Below are 25,199 nucleotides of genomic sequence, written 5' to 3' on the forward strand. Positions count from 1 at the left end.
AATAAATTCCAAATCCCAATTATTGGAATTTGAAATTTATCCTGAGGCTTCGGAATTGGAATATATTTTAAAATTGAAGCATGAAGACAACCTATTACAGTAACGGAAAACTTTTAATAACAGGCGAATATCTCGTTTTAGATGGTGCTGAAGCGCTTGCATTACCAACGAAATTTGGTCAGAATTTAATCGTGGAGGACGATTCTGAACACCAGATTCAATGGAAAAGTTTTGATTTTGATCATCAGGTCTGGTTTGAAGACACGATTACTTTTACTGAGATTATAAACAATGACGGCCCTAAAGTCGAAAATGTAAAAAAGACCTTAATCAATATTTTACATGAAGCTTATCTTCTGAATCCTGATTTTATTGATTCCTCAGAAGGTTATAAGGTAAGTACAGCACTTACATTTCCAAAAAACTGGGGGCTGGGAACTTCCTCTACTTTGTTGAACAATATTGCACAATGGAGTAAAATTGACGCTTTTACATTGCTTAAAAACAGCTTTGGCGGTAGTGGTTATGACATTGCCTGCGCACAAAACAATACTCCTATTGTATATCGTCTGGATCAAAATTCCCCAACGGTAGACCTTATTAATTTTAATCCTGAATTTAAAGATCATATTCACTTTGTCTATCTTAATAAAAAACAAAGCAGTAAAGCCGCGATCAATGCTTATTATAATAACAAAAATGAGCATTTAGCACAAAATATTGCGACGAATGATAAAATCACAGCTGCTGTTATCAATGCTAAGACAATAAAGGAATTTGCTTCTGCTATCGAGAAACATGAAATTCATTTAAGTACGATCTTAGAAATACAAACTATAAAAGAGATTGCTTTTCCTGATTTTAATGGTGTCGTTAAGAGTCTTGGAGCCTGGGGGGGCGATTTTATAATGGCAATTTCGAAAGAAAATCCGAAGGACTATTTCGTTTCAAGGGGCTATGAAACTATTCTTTCGTATAATGAGATGATTTTGTAGGTAAATCATTTCTATTTTAAAATAAAAAGCCTTTTAATAATTTACTTTTTTGTTTTTAACATGTTTCGTCTCGAGTCGCCGGACTATCTGGTTTTCCTGCTCATTCGGATCAACAGAGGAATTGGACTCAATAAGCGTATTATGTAAACGCTCTGCCATCTTTTCTATACTGTTGGTTATAGAATCGTAGACTACTTCCATTCTCCGGTGTTTTTCTTCTTTTACAGCTTTTAAAACATCCTCCACAAAAATCTTGTCGTATTTTTCAGCAACAGAATCACGAGTGTTTGTCAATCTGATTACATTATCGTGTCCTAGTATAGTTACTTTAAAGTGTTGTTCTTCGTTGCTTAAATAATACTTCCCTCCCAATTCATCACAATTAATGTCGGTACTACCCACTTTTAATAGTTCAGTGATGATTCCAAAAATATGATTTTCAATTTTGGAATATACTCTGGGTTTCTTTTTAAATAACTTAAACATAAAAATCATTAAACACTTGATTATTAAAGTATTTGTTCGTCATAGTCTCTTTTATTTATTGAACCTGTTTAATATTTTAGACCATTTGCTAAAACAAAAATTCAGACAAATTAACATTAATATTTTGAAAAACCCAAATTTTTTAGATTGTATTTCTATTATTCCTATATAATTAAATAAAAATTGAGTGATAAGTATTACAAATGAAAACCCTCAAATAAATAGAAATAAAAAAGCCCGAAACATTCAAAAGAACATTTCGGGCTATCTATTTTATTTTAACTACTACATTAAAAACTAGTAGTTAAATTGTAATCTGTTATCTTCAATTTTTGCATTGTTTTTTAACGCTGGTAAAATTCTGCTTGCATCAGATGCACTTTGCGCTTTTACTTTTGCAACATATTCAGCATGATTAGCAATCGCCGGAGCTTTTACTACACTAATATTTTTAACCACATAAACACCTGTATTTCCTTCAATTGGAGCAGAAAGTTTATTTGCAGTTAAAGCAAATGCATTACCTACAACTTTTGGCTCTTGTCCTACTCCTCCAGGAAGAACCGGATTGTCCATAGTTACGTTAGCAGCTTGCTGAACAGCAACACCAGCACTTTTAGCAATTGCCTCAAGGGTTGAACCTGTCATTTTAGCTTTTAGCATTTCTGCTTTTTTCTTGTTTTTTAAGATTGACTCTACATAAGGTCTTGCCAAACTTACAGATACTAAACCTGATTTGTTTTCGCTTTTGTATTGTGCAATTACGTGCCCAATATTAGCCAGCTCAAATCTTTTTACATCCCCTTTGTTTGTTTCTTTGTCAAATGCCCATCTTACAATGTTACGTTGGTTTCCCAGATGACCAAACGCTTCATCCATTGCTTTTGCCGTTACAGGTGCAGCAATTTTTAAACCTAATTCTTTTGCTGTAGCAGCAAAATCTTTATCAGCAGCTTCCATTTCAAATTTGGTAGCCAAAGTAAATACTTTATCAGAAGTAGCTTCAGAAGGCTCAATTTTCTGAGCAATAGTCGCTAAACGAATTCCGTCTTGTTTATCCGTGATTTTGATAATATGAAATCCGAAAGGAGTTTCAACTAAACCAATTTTACCAATTCCGTTACTGAATACGAAATCATTGAATGGTTTTACCATTTGGTTTGGACCAAAATATCCTAAATCACCACCTTGTTGTGCAGATGAATCATCAGAGCTTGTAAAAGCCAGCATCATAAAACTATCCGGATTAGCCTTAACCTGAGCCAGAATTTCTTCTGCTTTTGCTTTAGCTTCTTCTTTAGTTCTTTTTTCTTTTGTGTTTGGAGTCTGAGACCCTGTATATCCAATTAAGATGTGACTTGCTTTTGCGTTAACTCCTGCTTTAAATCCCTGAGATTTAGAAATGCAATAGTATTTACCATAAACATAAGGTCCGTAGATTTCACCAGGAGCTAAACTGAATAATTTATCAGCGTCAACTGCAGGCAAATTATTTTTAGCCACGTAAGTAGAATCATAAGGAATATCAGAATTTGAGTTTACAAATTCAGCAATGTTAGTTGCATTTCTGAAACCCGGCAAAGTATCATTTTTACCAGTTTTTGCATTGTAAACAACACTTCCGGATAATAATGCAGTGATTTTAGCTTTGATTTCAGCTTCGTCTTCTTTTGACGCTTTGTCTTCCACTAAAACATATTGAATCTCACGAGTTTCATCTGCTTTGAATTTCTTCTCGTTTTTCTTCATGTAATCCACAATATCCGAATCAGAAATTTTCACTTCACTGTCTTTAATTGAAGAATACAATGCGGCAGCATAAGCAAAGTTTACTTTGTTCGCTTCCATTTCATATTTCAGTTTTCCTTCACTAGCCGTTGTATAAAGTGCTGATTTTACTAATGTATTGTAGATTTGAAATTTTGCATTTAATGTAGCGTCTTTTTCTTTCTCAGAAATATATTGTGCTGCTTCAGGATTTGTTTTAAAGTACTCCTTGAATTTAGCGATATCAAACATACCGGCTGCATTCAGGAACATTGGATTTTTACCAATATTCGGATCTGCTTTTAAAACCTCCAACAGGTGTTTTTCACCTACTCTTAATCCTAATTTATCAAATTGAGATGACAATAAAGCGATTGAAACTTCCTGATCCCAAACTCTGTTTGCAGCTTCAGTAGAAGAAATTCCTTGCCCGCTTTTTTCAACATTACTAACTTTAACTCTAAAGTCTTCAAATGAAATATCTTTTCCATCGATGCTTCCCACATCTTTTGAACTTTGACCGAAAGTCCCTCTAGTGAATAGATCTTGTATTATAAATGCAAATAATGCAAGTGCAATAACTCCTATTAATAAAGCGGAACGCTGTCTGATTTTTGCTAAAACTGCCATTTTTATTGTCGTTAATTTTTATATTCAGTTTGCGAAAATACAATTATCTAGTTAATAACAATACAACTAGTGTTTTATTTTGCACATTTTTTTTTAATTACTAAAAAAATTACTCTTTTATAGTCATTTTTACTAATTCAATTTTCTTGTTTGTCGCTTCCTGTATCACAAAATAGTAGCGGCCAATAACGATTTCTTCCCCTATTTGCGGAATTTCTTTTGTTGAATTCACAATAAAACCTCCTAAAGTCCCGTAGGAATCTTCTTCAGGAATACCCAATTTATAGACTTCATTCAAATACTCCACATCCAGGCGGGTCGAAAATAGATATTTGCCTTCTCCTAACTCCTGCTCTATCAGTTCTTCGTCTAAGTCGTGTTCATCTTCTATTTCACCAAAAAGCTCTTCTACAATATCCTCAATGGTTATTATGCCCGAAGTTCCTCCGTGTTCATCGAGTACAACAGCTACATTTTTTCTTTTTTTGATCAGCAGGTTCAAGGCGTCTTTTATCGAAATAGTTTCCGGAACAAACTCAACTGTCATTAAAACAGATTTAATTGTTTTCGGCTTTTTGAACAAGTCAAAAGAATGCACGTAGCCCACAATATCATCGAGCGAGTTTTGACTCACTACAATTTTAGAATAGCCGGTTTCTACAAACAAATCCTTAAGCTCCGCAACGCTGTCAAATAAATCTATATCGACAATTTCTGTACGGGGCGTCATAATATCACGCGCTTTTACACCTGAAAATTCCAAAGCATTCTGAAAAATCTGAATTTCGGAATCCACTTCTTCATTGTCTTCAACAGAGCTCATCTGCTCTGTGATATAATTACCCAGTTCTATTTTACTAAAATACAACTGCACCTGATCTCCTTCTGTTTTGAAAAATTTCCTTAAAATAAAATCCGAAATCCAGATAAAGAAAGTGGAGATATAGTAAAATAAACGGTAAAAGAGATAGGCCGGAATGGCAAAAATCCTAATTAATGAATTGGCATAAATCTGAAAAAAAACTTTCGGAAAAAACTCTGCTGTTATTAAAACTATAAAGGTAGAAATAGCGGTCTGAATCAATAAACTTGTAAGATCCGAAAAATGGTATCCAAATTTAGGGATCTGAGCCAGAATAAGATCACCCATAAAAAATCCGTAAACAACCAATGCAACATTGTTACCAATAAGCATTGCGGCAATAAATTTGGAAGGATTCTCGGTAAGTCTGGTCAGGATTTGGGAAACAAAATTGTCTTGTTTTTTTTCTATTTCAAGATAAATTTTGTTCGAGGAAATAAAAGCTATTTCCATTCCTGAAAAAAAGGCTGATAGTATTAAACATAGTATTATAATACTAATCTCCATTTTTTATTGTTTTTTGTTACGATCGTCAAACTTCTTAGCATATTTTCTTCTGAAGAAAAACATAAAAACGGCTAAGAAGGCAATTATGAAACTTAAAGTTGAAGTATCATTTCCTTCATTTAGCTTTATAATTCCATCATAAATAAAAAAAACCGCAAACAATATGTAAACGTATTGTGTATATTTTAAGTAACCCATAATCTGTGTTTTTATTCTTCGGCTTCTAATTCGCCTGTTATTCGCTGTGAATTGATCACTTTAAAGTCTTTACTAAAATCTATTCCCTGCCCGTAAGAAACTCCTTTTGCATCGGTAAGCTTAAATTTTCTTTCCGTATAGAACCATTCGTTCTTCTGATCAAAATACAACTGTTCTGTTTCAAGCATCTGACCTGTTTCTGAAGTGATTTTTACTTTTCCCTGCAGGTCGATAATTCCGGTTTCTTTGTACGAAACAGCATAATTCGATCTTATAAAAGTACGCTTTTGTTTTTTATCATATAAGGTGACATCAATACCTTTTGGGAATTCTGTAAACGGGAAGTCAAGATTAGAATAATCCAGCATTTTTGAACTGATCAGTACTCCGGTTATGCGTCCGGAATCTGTGTATTTTATATTAACAGTATCTGCGTCACTTCCGGGAACAAACTCTGAGAAGTTAATTTTCTGAACTTCTTTAAAATTACTTTCGCACCCAAAAAACATTGTCACAGCTAGAACTGTGACAATGGTTATTATATATTTCTTTGGTAAATTCATTTGCCAAATGTAGTAAATTGTAATGAGCTTAAAAAAACATTAAGTTCTGCTTAGTTGAATTTACTTTTCACGAACCATTTATCGTTGAAAGAAAAACCTATGCTAAAGTTCAGATAATTTTCCTTAACCAAACCTGAAGAGGTAGTTCCTTTTTTACCAAACTCAACTCCAAAATTCACATTGGAAAAAGATCCTGTAATCGGCAAACCTGCACCTAAACTCATCCCAACATCATTAACTGATTCATTATTTATTACTAAACCAATTTTTTCATATTTAAGACCTGCTCTGTATGTGATTCTGCTAAAGTAACTTGAAAAAGAGGTGTAATTAGGAATATAATAACCTCCAATAGCATATTTTGCATAATTTTCGTAACGCACATTGTCTACTGTATTGTAGTGATTGTTAAGTTTTCCATCTCCTTGAAAAGCCAAAGTAGTACCAATCAACCATTTTCTGGCTTCTCCGACACCGGCGCCAATCGTAAATTTACTGGGCAATTTCAATTCTGTTGCAACAACAGGATAAGTATAAGAATCTGCATCACCGTCAACCTGGACAGTTCTGGTATTATCTGAATTTAAATTACCGGAAAAATTGTAACTCAAACTCGTATATAAATTCATTTTTTTATAAATCTTCGTTTGATACATGGTACCAATGTTAAAAGTAGCGCCGGATATTTTAGAAATATTTTCTTCTCTGGTCGCATTTTGAACGTCTGTTACCAGCTCTATACTGGTGGTTGTAATTTTACCAAAATCATATTGCACATCTGCTCCAATGTTCCATTTAGGCGTAATTTTATATCCTAAACCAAAAAACACTTTATTAACGCCTCCTTTTCCTTCCAATTGACTGCTTACCCCTGCAGGAACATCTGTATTATCATTTGCAATTCTGTATCCTACAGCCGACAAAGGAACCAGACCAAACGCTGCACCAAATTTCCCCATAGGAATTCCCACTGCCAAATAATCAAAAGTTGTTCTTTGTGCTTTTGAAGTTTCACCTTCTGTTTTTATCTTAGAAGTTCCAAAAGTCCCACCTACAGAAAAAGTCGTTTGCCCCAAACTGGCATAACTTGCCGGATTTTCAATATTCAAATGTATACTATCCTGTTCTACCGCAACACCTGCCATAGATCTGAATTCAAGAGTTCCTTTGAACTTTACATCTCCAATTCCGTAGAAGGAATATGGTGAAGCAGTACCTTGTTGCGCGAATGAAACGAACGATATAAGTAAACAGGTACTTATTATAATTTTTTTAATCATTGTCGATTTTATATTGAAATGTTTGGCTCAAACTTTCCAAAAGGAAATTTGAATTGGCAAATATGGTATTTTTTAATCGTTTAGCCAAAAAATCTGCATCGCCACCCGTTAAAATTATTATAAAATTTGAAAAGTTTGCCCGATATTCATCGATAAAACCATCAATCTCATAGACGAAACCATTCACAACACCAGAGTGTATCGCCTCTTTTGTGGAATTTCCTATATAGTGTTCCGGCGATTCCAGAGTCAGCAAAGGCAGTCTGGCCGTGAAATTATGCAAAGCTTCATAACGCAATCGCAAACCCGGAGAAATTGCTCCGCCCAGATAATTATCCTTTTCGTCGATAAAATCGTAGGTAATGCAAGTTCCGGCATCGATTACTAATCTGTTTTGTTTTGGAAACTGTAAAGTGGCACCGGCAGCCAAAACCATCCTGTCAATTCCTAACGTTTTTGGGGTTGCATATTTATTGTTGAAGGGAAAAACATCTTCATGCGTTAAAAAATGAATATTGAGTTCCTTTTCGAAAGCCAAAAAAGACTGTTTTTCGATATTTCCGACCGAAGCAACGACCAAATCGGAACAATTTTGAAATTTTTTTAAAATTTTTTTAATTTTTTTTTCAAGCTCATTTTTCTCGAAAACAAAATTTTCAACAACAGTACTTCCCTCAAAGACAGCAGCTTTAATTCTGGTATTACCAACATCAACAGTTAAAATCATGTTTACTTTTTTATAAATGCAAAGATACGAATTGATTTTTTTTAAAAAATGTTTTGGATAAACGAAAAATGATTCTATCTTTGCACCCGCAATCAGCACGGTGCCTTAGCTCAGATGGTAGAGCAATGGACTGAAAATCCATGTGTCCCTGGTTCGATCCCTGGAGGCACCACCGTTAAAACCCGAATAGAAATATTCGGGTTTTTTGTTTTTAATATTTTTCAACAAATGCATTACTTATATATTCTCTATTCCGATTCTTCCCAAAAGTTTTATATTGGAGAAACCAATAATATAGAAAACAGAATTTCAAAACATATAAACCATTACTATTCAAATTCTTTTACCAAAATAGCAAATGACTGGAAAATCGTTTTAACTTTCGAATGCATCGATAAGGAAGAAGCTGTTTATTTGGAAAAATTCATTAAACGAATGAAAAGCAAAATCTTTAATAATAAAGTAATTAATGATCCTTCTATTTTAAAAGATATTCTTTCTAAAAGAAAATCATAATTTGTCCCTGATTCTCCCGAAGCGTCGGGATTGGAGGCACCACCGTTAAAACCCGAATAGTGCCGAGACTTCGGGATTCGGGTTTTTTGTTTTTAATACTTTTCTGAAAGTTTTACCGCAATGAGCGTTAAGATTTACGCAATCCCGATAGCTATCGGGAGCTAAGTTTAGCTTATGCTTTGTGAACCTTTGCGTTTTTTCGTTGTGTCTTTGCGTTTAAAATCATATTTTACTTCCTATCTATACATTTTAACAAGGTTTATTACTGTTAAAAACACACTTGTTTTGAATTAATGCGTTTTTGTTAAAAAAGTATTAACTAAATAAAAAAATATCTCATATATTCGTTAAATGATACCTTATGGTTTTATTTGTTATTAAAAACACAAGACAATTTATGAGTAAAAACTCTACAAAAGGCATTTGGAAAGTAATTTCGGCCTCCTCAATGGGAACAATGATAGAATGGTATGATTTCTATATTTTTGGAAGTCTGGCCGTCGTAATCTCCACCAAATTCTTTCCGACTGATAATCCGACTGCAGCTTTTTTATCTACTTTAGCCACTTTTGCGGCAGGATTTGTGGTTCGCCCGTTTGGTGCTTTATTCTTTGGAAGGCTTGGAGATATCATTGGCCGCAAATATACTTTTATGGCTACCTTATTATTAATGGGTGGCTCAACTTTCTTAATCGGCTGTATTCCCAGTTATGAAACGATAGGCTTTTTAGCACCGTTACTGGTACTTATCCTGCGTTTACTGCAAGGACTTGCTCTTGGCGGAGAATATGGCGGAGCAGCCACTTATGTTGCCGAGCATGCTCCCCAGGGACAAAAAGGATATTGGACCTCCTGGATTCAGACCACTGCAACTGTAGGTTTGTTTATTTCTTTGATGGTCATATTAGCCACAAAAAATGTGCTGTCAGCTGAAGACTTTGATTCCTGGGGATGGCGCGTACCGTTTTGGGTTTCTATTGTTATGGTTGGAGTCTCCTATCTGATTCGAAAAAACATGGACGAATCTCCTGTTTTTGCAAAAGCAAAAAAAGAAGGTACTACAAGTAAAAATCCTTTAAAAGAAAGTTTTGGCAATCGATACAACCTGAAGTTTGTATTACTGGCCTTATTTGGCGCTACCATGGGACAGGGTGTGGTTTGGTACACCGGACAATTCTATGCCATGAGCTTCATGAAAACAGTAATGAACATCGATTCCTCGCAAGTTGATCAACTACTTGGAATTGCTTTATTATTAGGGACTCCGTTTTTTATTGTTTTCGGGTGGCTGAGCGACAAGATCGGACGAAAATACATTATGATGGGCGGAATGCTGCTTGCCATTTTATTGTACAGGCCTATTTATAAAACAATGCATACCACTACAGATGTAAGTACCAAAACTGAAATTGTAGAAAAAAGAACTCAAAATACGGCAACAACAAAAAATAATGATGTAATTACCACAATTTCAAAAACCTACACTGACGGAACTTCGTATGTAGAAAAAAGAACGACTTTTAACAATAAGAAAGAAGCCCAGACCAACGTCTCCATCACTATTAATTCTAATGATGAGTGGGCCTTGATTTTACTGGTTTTTATTCAGGTTTTATTTGTTACTATGGTATACGGACCGATTGCAGCATTTTTGGTAGAAATGTTTCCTGCCAAAATCAGATATACGTCAATGTCTTTGCCTTATCATGTTGGAAATGGAATTTTTGGAGGTTTGCTTCCTGCAATATCCACTTATTTTGTAACACATGCCAAAGAAACAGGAAAAGCTGATTTTTATCTGGAGGGATTATGGTATCCTATTATTATTGCTTCGGTATGCTTTATAATTGGAATGATTTACATTGATAATAAAAACAAAACTAATCACCTTTAAATTTAATAAAATGAATACAATCAAACAGGCTTTAGGTGTTCTATGGGTGATACTGGCAATTGCAGCTGCGTATTTTTGCGTTTTTGAATTCGGTTTACCAAAACTGCTGTCAGACAAACAAGATGATCTTGTATTCGGGATTATAATCCTTTTTATCCTAACTCCTTTAATTGTTCTGGGATTGGGAACTTTTGGTTATTTTGCCGTTATTGGAGAATACAACGAAAAGAAATAAAGCAGCAAAAGCACAAAAATAAAAAGGCTGTCTATTTACAGACAGCCCTTTTACATTACTAACAAACTATTATTTTTTGATGAATTTCATCACTTGTGTTTTATTGTTTTCATCAACTGCTTTAACAAGATACAATCCTGTTTCCAGATCTGTTACCGAAAACTGAAAATCTGCATTTCCATTCGTTACAAAACTTTTTACCAATTGACCCGAAACGGAGTAAATCTGAACTTTTGCTGTACTTACATTTAAAGTAAAATAATCTGAAACCGGATTTGGATAAAGATTTACCGTATTCCCTTTTTCAAAATCAGCTATTGCTAAACTTGCCTGTTTGTTACCGTAAATTCGGTATTCTCCCGCCGGAATATTTATTGGAGCTGCAGCATCTGTAACATTCATACTGGTATTATCCATTAAATTATACCAGGTTCCTGTGTATTGGAAACCTGTAGCAACATTTTGAGCCGTAAGTCCAAAGTTGGCCAGAATCAATACATCTTTTAATTGCGTTGCCGCTAAATTTGCATTGGTGATTTTTATGTTGACACTTGATGAACTTGCATTAGCAATTGTCGGTATTCCCAAAAATACCGGTTCCGTAGTTTTTAGCGTAATCATTTTAGCCCAATCGTTATAGATTTTATTTCTGTTTGAATCACCCAGCCAATTCTCAACCCATTGAGGCTGTGGTTTGGTGTCTAATTTACAATCTCCCGAAATGGTTCCTGAGGAATCATTTACCGAACCATTCTGACAGGTGAAAATAGAATCATCCCATCCTAATTCTCCAAAATGCCAGATCATTTTTGGACCCGGAACCAATAAAGAAACAGCTCCAATAGCAGACATTCTTGATAAGGCTGTATTTAAGTTTTTAACATTATAAGTTCCGTTGGAAGCTCCGTATTGTACATTTTTATACATCAAACGCTCTTCATCATGGCTTTCTGCGTAACCCATTAATCGATTTGCCGTAAAACCATGACTACCGCTTGTCATTCTTGAAATATTACCACCATATCCCATTGACAATTCATTGTACGGATCTGTCATTTTGCCCCACATCATGATTCCTTTACTTGGTGTTTCGGTGATTCTGTAATTGGCCCATTGCTGTTCTTCTGAATCAGAACCTAAGTGTTCGAAAATCGTGTAATGTGTAGGATCCAGGCTCCAGGAATAATCGGCATATTTTCTCAAAACATCGACCCGATCCTGCTGATAACCGTTTGTACAAGATTCATCACTGGCAGTACAAGCTTGTGTAAATCCTTTGGTTAAATCCCATCGGAATCCGTCAATTTTATATTCCTGAATCCATTGTTTGATGACGCGATCTACATAGTTTTGAGTTTTTAGTGACTGATGATTAAAGTCTTCCCCAACACTGTAAGTATGTTTGGCCACCGTATTAAAATATGGATTTTCGGTTGTTGGCGAACCAAAACCATCTCCGTCCGGATCGTTCATCCACATTCTTACCATCGGATTTCTTCCGAAGGCATGATTTAAAGCTACATCCAGAATAACCGCTATTCCGTTTTGGTGACATAAATCGATCAGCTCTTTTAATTTATCTGAGGTCCCGTAAAACTTATCCAAAGCCATGTGAAAGGAGGTATTGTAACCCCAGCTTTCGTTGCCTTCAAATTCCATTACCGGCATTAATTCGATCGCATTTATTTTAAGATTTTTAAAATAATCTATTTTGTCAATCAAACTTTGGTAGTTTCTGGCAGCATCAAAATCACGAACCAAAACTTCATATACGACCAATTTGTCTTTCTCCGGTTTTGTAAAATTAGTTACTTGCCAATTATAAGGTGTCTGACCCGTTTTAAGCACCGTAACTTCAAAATTTTGACCTGTCGGATAAACCGGCATATTCGGATATGAAGCTGAAGGAATTCCAGCATCATCATACGGCGATAACACCAAAGTAGAATATGGATCAGCTGTTTTTACCAATGACGGCGAATTAGCAAGCGGTGTTGCATCAACCACCCAATATTGATAGGTATTGTTTACTCCGGAAACCAAACCTGTAATTTCCAGCCAGAACTTCCCTGAAGCCGGATCTTTTTTCATGGCATAGGCCGATGAAGGCTGCCAGTTATTAAAACTTCCCGCAACGTAAACAAAGTCTTTTAGAGGTGCATCCAGAACCAAGGTCGCTTTTGTAGCATCGCCAGCATTATAATTAATTCCATCTGCTAAACCTGCCGGCATTGCTGCTGAAATTGTATTTGGATTTACAATTACAGAGAACTTTTTAACAATAGTTGTTGCTCCCTGAACGATACTTAATTCATAGCTCTGATTATTGCTGATATTAGTATGAGAATACGAATAAGCCGATGTACCTGCATTCGTATTGATTGTCGTTCCGTTTGCTTTCAGGGTGTAACTTGCAGCACCATTTGTATTTGTTGCTGAAATAGTAAAATTGGAACCTGAGGCAATAACGCTGGCGCTATTTTCGGTCGGAGCAGTTAAAGTGGCCTGAAAGGAACCTACTTCAACCAGAATATCCTGAGATTGTTTTCCTCCTGATCCGTCTTTTGCTTTAACCAGAAAGCCCATCCTGCCGATTCCGCTTCTATTAAAATATACAGACGGGACAAAAGTTTTGGTATAGGTATCTGTTCCGGCATTATAAGTGAATTTACTGGCTTCGTTTGAAACTGTCCAGGAACCGTTCGAAGGAGAGTCCATTTGAGCGGCATCGTTTACATTATAGGACCATGACCAAAGGTATAGTGCATTACCGGTAACACTCCAGGTACTTTCATTAATACTGGAACCATTAATTGTTATGGTAATAGAAGTGGTATCCTCAAAAGTTGACGGATTTATGGAGTACGTAACTGTTTGCTGTTGTGCAAAAATAGCCGTCGACAGCAAAAGGAAAAATAAGTGTAAAGTTTTTTTCATAATGTGGTTGATTGGTTAGTTATATTAAAAAAGGGCCATCCTGAGACAGCCCTTTTACTATTTCAAAAATTATTAGTTTTTCTGAATAGTGTATTCTTTATTAGCGATATCAACGATAACAGTATAATTACCAGCTGATGTGATTGGAATATTAGCACCTCCGGCATCTAATTTCTTGTCATTACCATCATCTCCGTAATTAACAGCCCAGCCATCATCTAATCTAAACTTAATTTCTCCTACTATTAATGGTCCTACATAAGAATATTTTTTAGTAGCCAAATCATAATTTAAATCCGTGTCCGGATCATTCCATCCATTAGGAGTTGCAGAACCAATTAGACCCCAGTTAGCCCAGGCAGCATAAGGTGTTACTTTAATTGTAAATGCATTAGAATATTGAGGAAGACCTGTGGCTCCTACAACAGATTTAATACGAACATCAACATCATTCGACTGATATGGCGTAAAACCTCCATTAAGTACTGCAGAATTTAATTCTTCAACAGTCAATTCTTTTGAATTCGCTGTAGTATTACTTACCGTACTTGGACTGGCAAAATTAGTTCCCGCTTTTGCAATTTGAATAGTATAATTTACTACGGTTTGCTGTCCCGTGTAGGTTGCTTTATTCCAGGTTACTGTTGTAGCAATATCTTTCCCGGTTTCTTTTGAGAGCACGATACTAAAACCAGTTAATGGTGTTAATAATACAGGAGCTGTTCCTGCATCAACAACAGGTCTGTTTTCTACATCATCAGCATTACATGAAACCAGCAATACACCAATAAATGCGATTAAAATTTTATAACTATTTTTCATTTTAATATTTTATAAGATGTTAGTATTGCGGATTTTGCTTCAAGGTTGGATTTGCCTGAATGTTTCTTGCAGGAATTGGCATTAAATCTCTGTAAGACTCAGTAGCATTACCATTTACAGAACCACCTTTCCATTGCCAGATTTTAGATCCGCCTGTGAATTTTCCAAAACGAATCAAATCAGTTCTTCTGTGGCATTCCCAAAACAACTCTCTTCCTCTTTCATCTAATAGGAAATCAAGTGTTAACTGAGCCGTTGTAATAGTTTGCGCACCAGCTCTTGTTCTAATTTGGTTGATATATCCTAAAGCAGTATTAATATTTCCTGTTGATGCTCCTCTTACAGTTGCCTCAGCATACATTAAATACGCATCCGTTAGTCTGAACATTGGGAAATCAATATCCGGGATATCATTTCTTTGAGCAGCAGTACCATCAGAATTTTTGTTGATGTACTTTGTTACAGCATAACCGTCTGTAAAAGTTCCAACATTATTAATGTCTTTTGACTGACCAGCTGTATAAAATGTACCTCTTTTATCTCCGGTTCCGGTTTCGTCAGGGAAAAGATTTACAAACTCTCTACGAGTTCTGATTCCCTGCCATCCACCATCCATACCTCTTGAAGCAGCATCCATGCTACCTCCGATAGAAGCGTGCATGATAAAACTCATTCCTCCACCAGTTGCTCTAATGGCGTTACCATCTCCAACAATTGGAAATATAAATTCGCTTTGAGCACCATTTCTGTTATTATCAGCAGAGAATAAAAAACGGTAAGGAACATCTGCAAAAGTATATCCTGAATTAATAACTTCACTGCATAATGTTGCAGCCTCATTATTTCTTTCTACTCCTGTATAGACTTTAGAATTTAAATAAATCTGTGCCAATAAAAATTTAGCTGCCGTTTTATCAACTCTTCCATATTCATTTTGTTTTGAAGCTACTAAACTATTGTCCAGGTCTTTCAATTCAGATTCAATAAAAGCAAAAACTTCCGCTCTTGATTTTTGTACCGGATAAAAGAATCCAACAGGATCATTTTCTGTAGTAATTGGCACATTTCCGAACAAATCCATTAAATTATAATAAGAGAAAGCTCTTAAGAAACGAGCCTCAGCTCTAAATTTAGCGATATCAGCTTTCAGGTTTGCATCAACGCCTCTTGCTGTTAATTTATCATCAGTAGTTTGTCTTAAAAACTCATTGGCAACACTAATGTGATAAAACGCTCTTGAGAAAGTTCCTTCCAGAAATTCATTTGCCGGAGCCCATGTCTGAGAATTAAGAGTTGGCAAAGTACCATCAGCCCAGGCAATAATTGCTTCATCTGTAGAAAATTCCTGTGTTACGAAAAGTAATCTTAAGTAACTGCTAAAATCACCTCCAAGTCCTGCAATATCAGGGTTTTTTCCTGGCTGAGAAGCATCACCATCACCATCATTTCCACCTACATACAAACCTGCGTACAATTTTGCCAGTACTTGTTTGTAAGATGCCGGATCCTGAAAAAAGGTCTCAGATAAAAATTCGTCATCATCCTTTGGCGTCACGTTTAAATCGTCCGTACACGAAGTAAGCGTCATACTTAATCCTAAAACGAATAGGAAAAAATAAGATATATATTTAAATGATATTTTCATTTTGTTTGTTTTTAAATTTTTGATTTTCACGCTACTATTAGAAATTGGCATTTACTCCAAACAGGAAAGTTCTCGCTCTTGGGTAAACATTATTATCAATTCCGTTGAATTTTTCAGGATCTAAACCTTCATATTTCGTTAGAATGAAAACATTCTGAACACCTGCTGTAAATCTTAAAGAAGCACTTTTGATGATTGTTTTATCAAAAGTATATCCAAGTGTAACGTTATCTAATTTGATAAAAGAAGCATCTTTTACAAAATAATCAGACAAATAACGTGATGTTCCGTTATCTTCAAAAGTAAATCCGGTATTGTAGTAATCGGAGCTTACATTAGATAAATCTGTTTGTCTTCTTAATCCTGCATCAGAATACCCTAAGTTAGAACTTACGTTATCAAAAATTTTGTTTCCTACACTTGCTCTCCAGTTCATTGTAAAATCAAACTTTTTGTAGTTTAAAGTAGAGAACAAACCAAAAGTGTAATCCGGCGCTGTTTTACCAGCTCTGTAACGGTCACCCGCATCAATTTTGCCATCAGCATTTCTATCCACATAAGCTCCTGCAATTGGTCTCTTATTGGCATCATATAACTGCTCGTATACAAAGAATGAATTTGGCGCATATCCTACTGAGTTAATCAGGATTTTATTTCCATTTCCACCAGCGATATTATCTCCGGCTAAATAGCCCTGAAAACCCGGAACTGTAATTCCTAATTCAGAAATATTCTGGTCAATGTAAGTCGTATTGAATGCTACATTCCAAGTCAGATCATCCGTTTTAACAATATCAGAAGCAATACTAAACTCAACCCCTTTTGTTCTTACGCTACCAATATTAAAGAAACCCTGGTTTCTTAGGTTGGCACCATCAGGAACTGCAATATCTGCTAATAAATCGGTTGATTTTTTATCGAAATAGTTAATAGATCCTGTAACTCTGTCGTTGAAGAGTCCGTAATCAATACCTACGTTCATCTCAGCCAATTCTTCCCATTTGATATTTTCGTTATATCCTTCAGGTCTCGCAGTAGAATAAACAGTATTACCAAAAACATACTGAGAATTTATGGTTCCTAAAGTTACTCTTCGTAAATAATCGTACTGAGCAGAAATATCCTGCTGACCTGTTGTACCGTAACCAACTCTTAATTTTACAGTTGAAAAAGTAGCATTATCTTTTAAGAAAGCTTCCTCAGACAGGTTCCATGCAAAAGCACCCCCTGCGAAGTTACCCCATCTATTATCTTCAGAAAAACGGGAAGTTCCGTCTCTTCTGTAATTTAAAGTAAGTAAATATCTGCTGTCATACCCTAAATTCAAACGTCCGAAGAAAGATTGTAAGTTAACATCCGGATCCGTAGCAACATCCTCATTTGGATTTGGCTGTCTTGTCTCACCAGAAGAATACTTTTCTTTTTGGAACAACTGGTAGTTATAACCTGCAGTCGCATCAATTTTAATTTTTCCTAAATCTTTAGTATAATTAAAATAAGCATTTAAGTTTTTGTTTTGAAGTGCATCCGTATAGCTTGAATAGTTTCCTAAATTTACGTAAGCAGGATCACTAAACGCTTTTGGCTGATATCCTAAAGCACTTTGAGTACTTACTTCAGTAAATCCGCTACTGTCAAATCTGTCAATACCTGCTTCAACAACAGCTCTTAAATCTTCAAAGAAATGCAGTTTATAATCTAATCTTACATTACCCCATTTTCTTGTAGAAGTTGCTCTTCTGTTATCCTGGTTTAATCTTGCCACAGGGTTTCTTGCCGGCAATAATGGTAAATTTCCTGTAGGCTCTAACCATTCGAAATAACCTCCGTAACGGGAACCTGCTTCGTAAACGGACTGCGTTGGATCAAATCCGATAGCACTTCCGATAACAGCACCTTCGTCCTGAAATTGATTTTTACCAAAAGATAAATTTCCGCTAATGTCAATTTTTAAGTGATTATCAAATAAAACCGGATTTAACGATAACGATGTCGTAGTTCTTTCAAAAGAAGTGTTTCTTAGGATTCCAGGATTATCAACATTTCCAACAGATAAACGTACCGGTAATTTATTGAATAAAGAACCACTTACAGAGATATTGTTGTTTGTTGTTAAGGCAGTATGGAAAATTTCATCTTGCCAGTTTGTATTGGCAGTACCCAATAACGCTTGTTGAGCCGGAGTACCTTTTGTCTTTACCAGTTCACGGTATTGATCAGCACTCATTACATCAACTGTATTGGCTACTGTATTTACCCCAATCTGAGAACTGAAATTCACTTTTACAGCACCTTTTGATCCTTTTTTAGTGGTAATAACAATTACACCATTTGCAGCTCTTGATCCGTAGATGGCAGCAGCAGAAGCATCTTTAAGAACTGTAAATGACTCAATATCATTAGGATCAATTGTAGACAAAATACTTGTAGCTCCACTTGGAACCGCGTTGCTTAAAGGAAGTCCGTCTAAAACGATTAAAGGCTCATTAGAAGCATTTAATGAAGATCCTCCACGAATTCTAATATCCGCTTTGGCTCCCGGAGCACCTCCTCCAACAACATTTACACCTGAAATACGCCCGCTGATTAAACTTTCCGGAGTTACGTTAATTCCTTTATTAAATTCTTTAGCAGAAATTTGAGATACAGATCCTGTCGCGTCTTTTTTCTTAACAGTACCATAACCTACTTGTACCACAACTTCCTTAAGTTGATTGGTATCTTCCTCTAAAGAAACATTTAGTGTTTTTTGTCCGTTGAAATCAATCGTTTGCGTTGTGTATCCAATAAAAGATACCACAATTTTGTTACCAGTTTTAACATTTGACAGCTGGTAAATCCCGTCAAATCCGGTTGATGCACCACTTGGAGCACCTTGTACATTTACATTTACTCCCGGTATCGGCTGTCCTGTCGCCTTATCAACAACAGTTCCGCTTAAAGTGTTTTGAGCTAACACAGTAAAGGGCAACAGCAGGAATAAAAATAACAACTTTTTGTAAATTGTTTTCATACTTTTTGTTTAAATTAGTTTGAGTTTGTGATTGTTAGTTAAGTTTTTAATTTTACTTCGAATTTCAAAATTAGGAATTTATTAACATGCTCAACGACTTACAATTTTTATAAGGTTACGAAAACGTGATAGTGTTGAAAACTTTCTATTTTTTGTAATCTTTTAAGTCAAAAATTATCAATTATAGAAATATTAGATACCTTTATTAATAATTAGATTTTTTTCAATTTATCATATGAAACGTAAAATAACACTAAAACAGATTGCAAGGGAACTTGACGTATCGATTTCAACTGTCTCAAAATCATTGCGAAACAGTCTTGAAATCGGCGAAGAAACACGCTTAAAAGTGCAGGCTTTTGCAAAGTTTTACAATTACAAGCCTAACAATATTGCCCTTAGTTTAAAAAATCGAAAAACCAAAAGTATTGGTATTATCATTCCGGAAATTGTACATTATTTTTTCTCTACCGTAATCAACGGAATCGAACAGGTGGCCAACGAAAATGGCTACAGTGTTGTGATTTGTTTATCGGATGATTCTTTTGACAAAGAGGTCCTGAATATGGAAATGCTGGCCAACGGAAGTATCGATGGTTTTATCATGTCTCTTTCTAAAGAAACCCAGTACAAAGGCGATTTTCACCATATTACCGAAGTGATCAATCAGGGAATGCCGGTGGTCATGTTCGATCGTGTGACCAATGATATTTTATGCGACAAAGTAATTATAGATGATAAAGCTGCTGCCTACGAAGCCGTTCAGAGTTTAATCGATAATGGCCGAAAAAAGATCGCCCTGGTAACAACTGTTGACTATGTAAGTGTGGGGAAATTACGTACTGACGGTTACGAAAAAGCCTTACTGGACAACGGATTACCTTTTAATGAAGATTTAATTATTAAAATTGAAGATGTCGATACCTGCGAAATCACCATCAGTCAGCTATTACACGACAGGGCATTTGATGCCGTTTTTGCTGTAAACGAGCTTTTTGCCGTTACCATCATCAAAACAGCCAGTAAAATGGGACTTAAAGTGCCGGAAGATCTGGCCGTCATTGCTTTTACAGACGGAATTATCTCTAAATACTCGACTCCAAGTATCACGACAGTGAGCCAGAGCGGTGAAAAAATGGGAAATAAAGCGGCTAAAATGCTGATCGAAAGACTGGAAGCCGAACACGATGACGACGACGAAGAAAACGAAAATTATACTACCGAGGTTATCGAAACCCATTTGATAAAAAGAGAATCTACTGACTAAAAATCTTAAAATCAACCTTTTCTAAAGCCGTAAATAATATTTATGGCTTTTTTGTTAGGCTATTTTAAAAAATAATTAATACTTTTACGCCTGCTCAAAGCTTTTACTTTTACTTCGAAATAATAAGTAAGTTTTGATAAGCAAAGCGCTTATCGTCTGATTAATTTTTTAATTACGATAATGGAAAAGCGTAAATTAAGTTTCTGGGAAATTTGGAACATGAGTTTCGGTTTCTTGGGAATACAGTTTGGTTTTGCACTGCAAAACGCAAATACTTCAAGAATTTTTGAAACCCTTGGCGCTAAAATTGACGAAATCCCAATATTATGGATTGCGGCCCCGGTTTCAGGATTAATTATCCAACCCGTTATTGGTTATTTCAGCGACAGAACCTGGACTCGTTTAGGCAGACGCCGCCCCTATTTTTTAATTGGAGCCATTCTGTCTTCGATTGCGCTATTCATAATGCCCAACTCACCAACTTTATGGATTGCCGCAGGAACTTTATGGATCATGGATGCTTCGATAAATGTTTCAATGGAGCCTTTCCGCGCTTTTGTTGGTGACAATTTACCCGAAAAACAACGTACACTCGGTTTTGCCATGCAAAGTTTTTTCATAGGAACAGGTGCTGTCGTCGGTTCTGTTTTACCCTATCTTTTTACCAATGTTTTTGGAGTAAGCAATACGGCTGCGGAAGGAATTATTCCGGATTCGGTAAAATGGTCTTTTTATATTGGCGGAGTTGTTTTTCTGCTTTCTGTTTTATGGACTGTTTTTAAAACAACAGAATATACCCCTGAACAGCTGGAGGCATTTGAAGCCGAAAGCAAAAAGGATAAAGAAAATGTAATCCTGAATCCCGAAACAGAATCGGTTTCTAACATCAAAAAACAATTATCACTGGGAGCGCTCTTAACGATTATCGGAGGACTGGTTTCTTTTCTGATTTTTGAAAACAGCCTAGCAAAAGAACTATACATTCTGTTTATCGGACTTGTGTTCATGGGAATTTTGTTCATCATTGCTTCTCAGTTAAGAACCCAAAAAGTGCACAATGGTTTTACCATTATCATGACGGATTTACTGAATATGCCGGCTACCATGAAAAAATTAGCCTGGGTTCAGTTTTTCTCCTGGTTTGCCCTTTTTTCTATGTGGATCTATACTACACAAGCGGTTACACAACATATTTTTGGCACAACAGATACGACTTCTAAAGTATACAACGATGCTGCCGACTGGGTTTCGGTATTATTCACCGTTTACAACGGAATTGCAGCAGCAGTTGCTTTCTTATTGCCTATTATTGCGAAAAAAGTAGGTATTAGAGCAACACATTTACTGGCATTATGCTCTGGAGGTGTTGGTTTAATTTCAATTTATTTCATCGGTGATAAACAAATGCTTATTCTGCCAATGTTAGGTGTGGGTATCGCATGGGCCAGTATTTTATCTATGCCATATGCCATGTTGTCCGGGGCTTTGCCGGCAGCCAAAATGGGCTATTATATGGGTGTTTTTAACTTTTTTGTGGTAATCCCGCAAATTGTTGCTGCTACCATTTTAGGATTTGTAATCAAACAATTCTTTCACAATGAACCTATTTACGCTCTGATTATTGGGGGTGTATCGATGATATTCGCCGGATTATTAACGCTGAGAGTAAATAACAGAACTAAAATTGAAATTCATGAATAACAAAAAAGCATTCATCTTCGATCTGGACGGAGTGATCGTTGATACCGCTAAATACCACTTTTTGGCCTGGCAGAAAATCGCACAGGCATTGAATATAAATTTCACACACGAAAACAACGAATTACTAAAAGGGGTAAGTCGTGTACGTTCGTTAGATATAATTCTTGAATTAGGAAATGTTCAGGCTTCACAGGAAGACAAAGACAAATGGCTGATTCAGAAAAATGAAGATTACTTATCTTATTTAGTTGACATGGACGAAAGCGAGATTCTTCCGGGAGTTTTTAAAATTCTGCAACTATTAAAAGAAAAAAATCAGGGAATTGCGTTGGGATCTGCGAGTAAAAATGCCAGACCAATCCTTGAAAAAACCGGAATTCTTTCGTATTTCGATGTTATTGTAGACGGAAATGACGTCACCAATGCCAAACCGGATCCGGAAGTTTTCTTAAAAGCGGCGCAATTATTAAACATTGAACCCGAAAATGCAATAGTGTTCGAAGATTCAGTTGCCGGAATTCAGGCAGCAAACATAGGAGAAATGGTTAGTGTAGGAATTGGTGAGGAAACAATTTTACATGAAGCTGATTATATTTTTAAAGATTTCACTCAAATAAGCACAGCGTTTATTGAGAAACTAATCAATTAGAAAATGTGTCAATTAGAAAATGAGAGAATGACGCAATTAATGATTAAGACAATTATATAATTATAAAAAGTAAAACAACATCAATTAAAGGATAAAACAATTAAAAAATTCAATAGGAAAATAATTTCTAATTGACACATTTTCTAATTATCCTATTATCTAATTAAAGAAAAAATGAATCAAGATTATATAAAACCAGACAATTGGTCCATCATAGAAGAAGGATTTGACTCTGAAAGAGTAAAATCGTCGGAAAGCCTTTTTAGTATCGGAAACGGTGCTATGGGACAACGTGCCAATTTTGAAGAAACCTATTCCGGTGAAACTTTTCAGGGAAGTTACATTGCCGGAATTTATTATCCGGACAAAACCAAAGTGGGCTGGTGGAAAAATGGCTACCCGAAATATTTTGCAAAAGTATTAAATGCACCAAACTGGATTGGAATTGACGTTGAAATCAACGAAGAAAACCTGGATTTACACCAATGTACCGAAGTTAGAAATTTCCGCAGGGAACTGAATATGAAAGAAGGATGGTACAATCGTTCTTTTGAAGCCGTGATGAAAAACGGAACTGAAATCGCCGTAAACGTTCGTCGTTTTCTTTCTTTAGACCTGGATGAGACAGGTGTAATCAAATTTGATATTACCCCTTTAAACAAAGATGCCAAAATTGTCTACAAACCTTATGTTGATGCCGGCGTAACGAATGAAGATGCGAACTGGGAAGAAAAATTCTGGGAGCCATTAGAAGTTAAAAAAGGTACCAATGAAGCTTTTGTAACCGCGCAGACTTTTAAAACGCATTTTAAAGTTACGACTTACATGCACAATACGATTTTTGCAAACGGAGAAAATGTAAACATTTCCCCTTCAACAATCGATTCAACAACCGACAGGGTTCAGTATACATACGGGACTATTATCGCAAAAGGCCAAACCTCCTCCATTCAGAAAATTGGTGGCTACACGGTTTCTTTAAATCATGAAAATACGTTAACCGCTGCCGAAAAAGTTATTAAAGCAGCCTTACATTTAGGATACGATACTTTATTTCAAAATCAAATTGACGCCTGGAGTAAAATTTGGGAAATGTCAGATATTACGATTGATGGCGACGTAAAAGCGCAACAGGGAATTCGTTTTAACATCTTCCAGTTAAACCAGACGTATTTAGGAAAAGACAGCCGATTGAACATTGGACCAAAAGGTTTCACCGGAGAAAAATACGGCGGATCTACTTATTGGGACACTGAAGCGTATTGTATTCCGTTTTACATGGCGACGAAAGATCAGCAGGTTGCCCGTAATTTATTAACGTACCGTTTCAATCAATTAGACAAGGCAATTGAAAATGCCAGGGATAATTTAGGTTTCAAAAATGGCGCTGCACTTTACCCGATGGTGACCATGAATGGGGAAGAATGCCATAACGAATGGGAAATCACACACGAAGAAATCCACAGAAATGGTGCGATCGCTTTTGCTATTTTCAATTATTACCGTTATACCGGAGATTACTCGTATATCCCTGAAAAAGGCTTGGAAGTTTTAATCGGAATTGCGCGTTTCTGGCACCAGAGAGCTTCTTTTTCTAAAGACAAAAACCAATATGTGATTCTGGGCGTTACAGGTCCAAACGAATACGAAAACAACATCAACAATAATTTCTACACCAATTATATTGCAAAATGGTGTATTGATTATGCCACAGAACAAATTAAAAAAGTGGCTTCAGAATATCCTTTAGACCACAAACGCATTATAGAAAAAGTAACTCTTTCGGCTGCTGAAATTCAGGAATGGAAAAAAGTGGCTGACAATATGTATTTCCCAACCTCTAAGGAATTAGGAGTTTATTTGCAGCAAGACGGTTTCTTAGACAAGGATTTAGTTCCTGTCAAAGATCTGGATCGTTCTCAGCGTCCAATCAATCAAAAATGGTCATGGGATCGCGTTTTACGTTCGCCTTATATCAAACAAGCCGATGTACTGCAATGTTTTTATTTCTTCGAAAGTCATTTCTCTAAGGAAGAATTAAAACGTAATTTTGAGTTTTACGAATCTTTTACGGTTCATGAAAGTTCGCTTTCGCCTTGCGTGCACTCGATTCAGGCTGCTGCATTAGACAAAATGGACATGGCGTATACGTTCTATTTAAGAACTTCCCGTTTAGACTTAGACGATTACAACAAGGAAGTGGAAGAAGGCTGTCACATCACCTCTATGGCCGGAACCTGGATGAGTATCGTGGAAGGTTTTGGCGGAATGCGTGTTACAAATGACCAGCTTCATTTTTCCCCGAAAATTCCAAAAGAATGGAAAGGATATTCTTTTAAAATAAACTTTAGAAATCAAATTCTGAAAGTTGCTGTCAATCATAATGAAACGACTTTTACAGTAGACGGAGATCAGGATTTAACAATTATAGTAAATGGAAAATCTGTAGTTGCCCATAAACAACTTGTTCAAATTAATTAAATTACAATACTTTAAAAACTAAAA

General features: G+C 35.8%; 19 protein-coding genes and 1 tRNA gene. 9 read left to right on the forward strand and 11 right to left on the reverse strand.

Annotation, left to right across the window (positions count from 1 at the left end; translation table 11 throughout):
• The first annotated feature begins 80 nt into the window (after nt 1-80).
• Complete coding sequence (locus tag EV142_RS01650; protein WP_132032087.1) at nt 81-995, forward strand: GYDIA family GHMP kinase; 915 nt, start codon at nt 81-83, stop codon at nt 993-995.
• Nucleotides 996-1,028: 33 nt separating this feature from the next.
• On the opposite strand, the gene EV142_RS01655 is transcribed toward EV142_RS01650, so the two are convergent.
• The 7 genes from EV142_RS01655 to EV142_RS01685 form a co-directional block, all read right to left on the reverse strand.
• Nucleotides 1,029-1,481 (reverse strand): hypothetical protein, encoded by a 453-nt coding sequence (locus EV142_RS01655; protein WP_132032089.1) that lies wholly within the window; start codon nt 1,479-1,481, stop codon nt 1,029-1,031.
• 297 nt (nt 1,482-1,778) lie between these two features.
• Nucleotides 1,779-3,878 (reverse strand): peptidylprolyl isomerase, encoded by a 2,100-nt coding sequence (locus EV142_RS01660; protein ID WP_132032091.1) that lies wholly within the window; start codon nt 3,876-3,878, stop codon nt 1,779-1,781.
• Nucleotides 3,879-3,987: 109 nt separating this feature from the next.
• A complete protein-coding gene (locus EV142_RS01665; protein WP_132032093.1) occupies nt 3,988-5,247 on the reverse strand; it encodes a hemolysin family protein in 1,260 nt (419 codons plus the stop codon).
• A gap of 3 nt (nt 5,248-5,250) precedes the next feature.
• Nucleotides 5,251-5,445: a hypothetical protein gene (locus EV142_RS01670; RefSeq protein ID WP_132032095.1), complete on the reverse strand. Its 195-nt coding sequence runs from the start codon at nt 5,443-5,445 to the stop codon at nt 5,251-5,253.
• Nucleotides 5,446-5,456: 11 nt separating this feature from the next.
• Nucleotides 5,457-6,008, reverse strand: a complete 552-nt coding sequence (gene lptC / locus EV142_RS01675) for an LPS export ABC transporter periplasmic protein LptC (RefSeq protein ID WP_132032097.1) — start codon at nt 6,006-6,008, stop codon at nt 5,457-5,459.
• Nucleotides 6,009-6,058: 50 nt separating this feature from the next.
• Nucleotides 6,059-7,288 carry a hypothetical protein gene (locus EV142_RS01680; protein WP_132032099.1) on the reverse strand — a complete coding sequence of 410 codons (1,230 nt, stop codon included), beginning with the start codon at nt 7,286-7,288 and terminating at the stop codon, nt 6,059-6,061.
• Nucleotides 7,281-8,015: a type III pantothenate kinase gene (locus tag EV142_RS01685; protein WP_132032101.1), complete on the reverse strand. Its 735-nt coding sequence runs from the start codon at nt 8,013-8,015 to the stop codon at nt 7,281-7,283. The genes EV142_RS01680 and EV142_RS01685 overlap by 8 nt, the downstream gene beginning before the upstream one ends.
• A 99-nt stretch (nt 8,016-8,114) precedes the next feature.
• Between EV142_RS01685 and EV142_RS01690 the strand changes: the two genes are divergently transcribed.
• The 4 genes from EV142_RS01690 to EV142_RS01705 all read left to right on the forward strand — a co-directional run bounded on the left by EV142_RS01690 (nt 8,115) and on the right by EV142_RS01705 (nt 10,660).
• Nucleotides 8,115-8,187: transfer RNA gene (locus EV142_RS01690), tRNA-Phe, on the forward strand.
• A 56-nt stretch (nt 8,188-8,243) separates the two neighbouring features.
• Nucleotides 8,244-8,531 (forward strand): GIY-YIG nuclease family protein, encoded by a 288-nt coding sequence (locus EV142_RS01695; protein WP_132032103.1) that lies wholly within the window; start codon nt 8,244-8,246, stop codon nt 8,529-8,531.
• Nucleotides 8,532-8,928: 397 nt separating this feature from the next.
• On the forward strand, nt 8,929-10,425 hold the full coding sequence (locus EV142_RS01700) for an MFS transporter (protein WP_132032106.1): 1,497 nt from the start codon (nt 8,929-8,931) through the stop codon (nt 10,423-10,425).
• A gap of 10 nt (nt 10,426-10,435) precedes the next feature.
• Nucleotides 10,436-10,660, forward strand: a complete 225-nt coding sequence (locus EV142_RS01705) for a DUF6814 family protein (RefSeq protein ID WP_127337929.1) — start codon at nt 10,436-10,438, stop codon at nt 10,658-10,660.
• A 69-nt stretch (nt 10,661-10,729) separates the two neighbouring features.
• Here EV142_RS01705 and EV142_RS01710 read toward each other — a convergent pair whose 3' ends face one another.
• The 4 genes from EV142_RS01710 to EV142_RS01725 form a co-directional block, all read right to left on the reverse strand.
• Nucleotides 10,730-13,597, reverse strand: a complete 2,868-nt coding sequence (locus tag EV142_RS01710; protein ID WP_132032108.1) for an alpha-amylase family glycosyl hydrolase — start codon at nt 13,595-13,597, stop codon at nt 10,730-10,732.
• A gap of 72 nt (nt 13,598-13,669) precedes the next feature.
• Nucleotides 13,670-14,419, reverse strand: coding sequence for a SusE domain-containing protein (locus EV142_RS01715; protein ID WP_132032110.1), 750 nt, complete (start codon nt 14,417-14,419; stop codon nt 13,670-13,672).
• A 19-nt stretch (nt 14,420-14,438) separates the two neighbouring features.
• Nucleotides 14,439-16,064: a RagB/SusD family nutrient uptake outer membrane protein gene (locus EV142_RS01720; RefSeq protein WP_132032112.1), complete on the reverse strand. Its 1,626-nt coding sequence runs from the start codon at nt 16,062-16,064 to the stop codon at nt 14,439-14,441.
• A gap of 37 nt (nt 16,065-16,101) precedes the next feature.
• On the reverse strand, nt 16,102-19,077 hold the full coding sequence (locus EV142_RS01725; protein ID WP_132032114.1) for a SusC/RagA family TonB-linked outer membrane protein: 2,976 nt from the start codon (nt 19,075-19,077) through the stop codon (nt 16,102-16,104).
• A gap of 235 nt (nt 19,078-19,312) precedes the next feature.
• On the opposite strand from EV142_RS01725, the gene EV142_RS01730 reads away from it, so the two are divergent.
• The 4 genes from EV142_RS01730 (at nt 19,313) to EV142_RS01745 (ending at nt 25,175) form a co-directional block, all read left to right on the forward strand.
• Nucleotides 19,313-20,344 carry a LacI family DNA-binding transcriptional regulator gene (locus tag EV142_RS01730; protein WP_132032116.1) on the forward strand — a complete coding sequence of 344 codons (1,032 nt, stop codon included), beginning with the start codon at nt 19,313-19,315 and terminating at the stop codon, nt 20,342-20,344.
• A gap of 180 nt (nt 20,345-20,524) precedes the next feature.
• The gene (locus tag EV142_RS01735; protein ID WP_132032118.1) at nt 20,525-22,045 is read left to right on the forward strand and encodes an MFS transporter; all 1,521 of its coding nucleotides are present in this window, start codon (nt 20,525-20,527) and stop codon (nt 22,043-22,045) included.
• A complete protein-coding gene (gene pgmB, locus EV142_RS01740; protein WP_132032120.1) occupies nt 22,038-22,694 on the forward strand; it encodes a beta-phosphoglucomutase in 657 nt (218 codons plus the stop codon). Before EV142_RS01735 ends, pgmB begins: the two co-directional genes overlap by 8 nt.
• A gap of 174 nt (nt 22,695-22,868) precedes the next feature.
• The gene (locus tag EV142_RS01745) at nt 22,869-25,175 is read left to right on the forward strand and encodes a glycoside hydrolase family 65 protein (RefSeq protein WP_132032122.1); all 2,307 of its coding nucleotides are present in this window, start codon (nt 22,869-22,871) and stop codon (nt 25,173-25,175) included.
• The last annotated feature ends 24 nt before the right edge of the window (nt 25,176-25,199 follow it).

Origin of the sequence: Flavobacterium circumlabens (assembly GCF_004345565.1) — a bacterium.
Taxonomy (GTDB): domain Bacteria; phylum Bacteroidota; class Bacteroidia; order Flavobacteriales; family Flavobacteriaceae; genus Flavobacterium; species Flavobacterium circumlabens.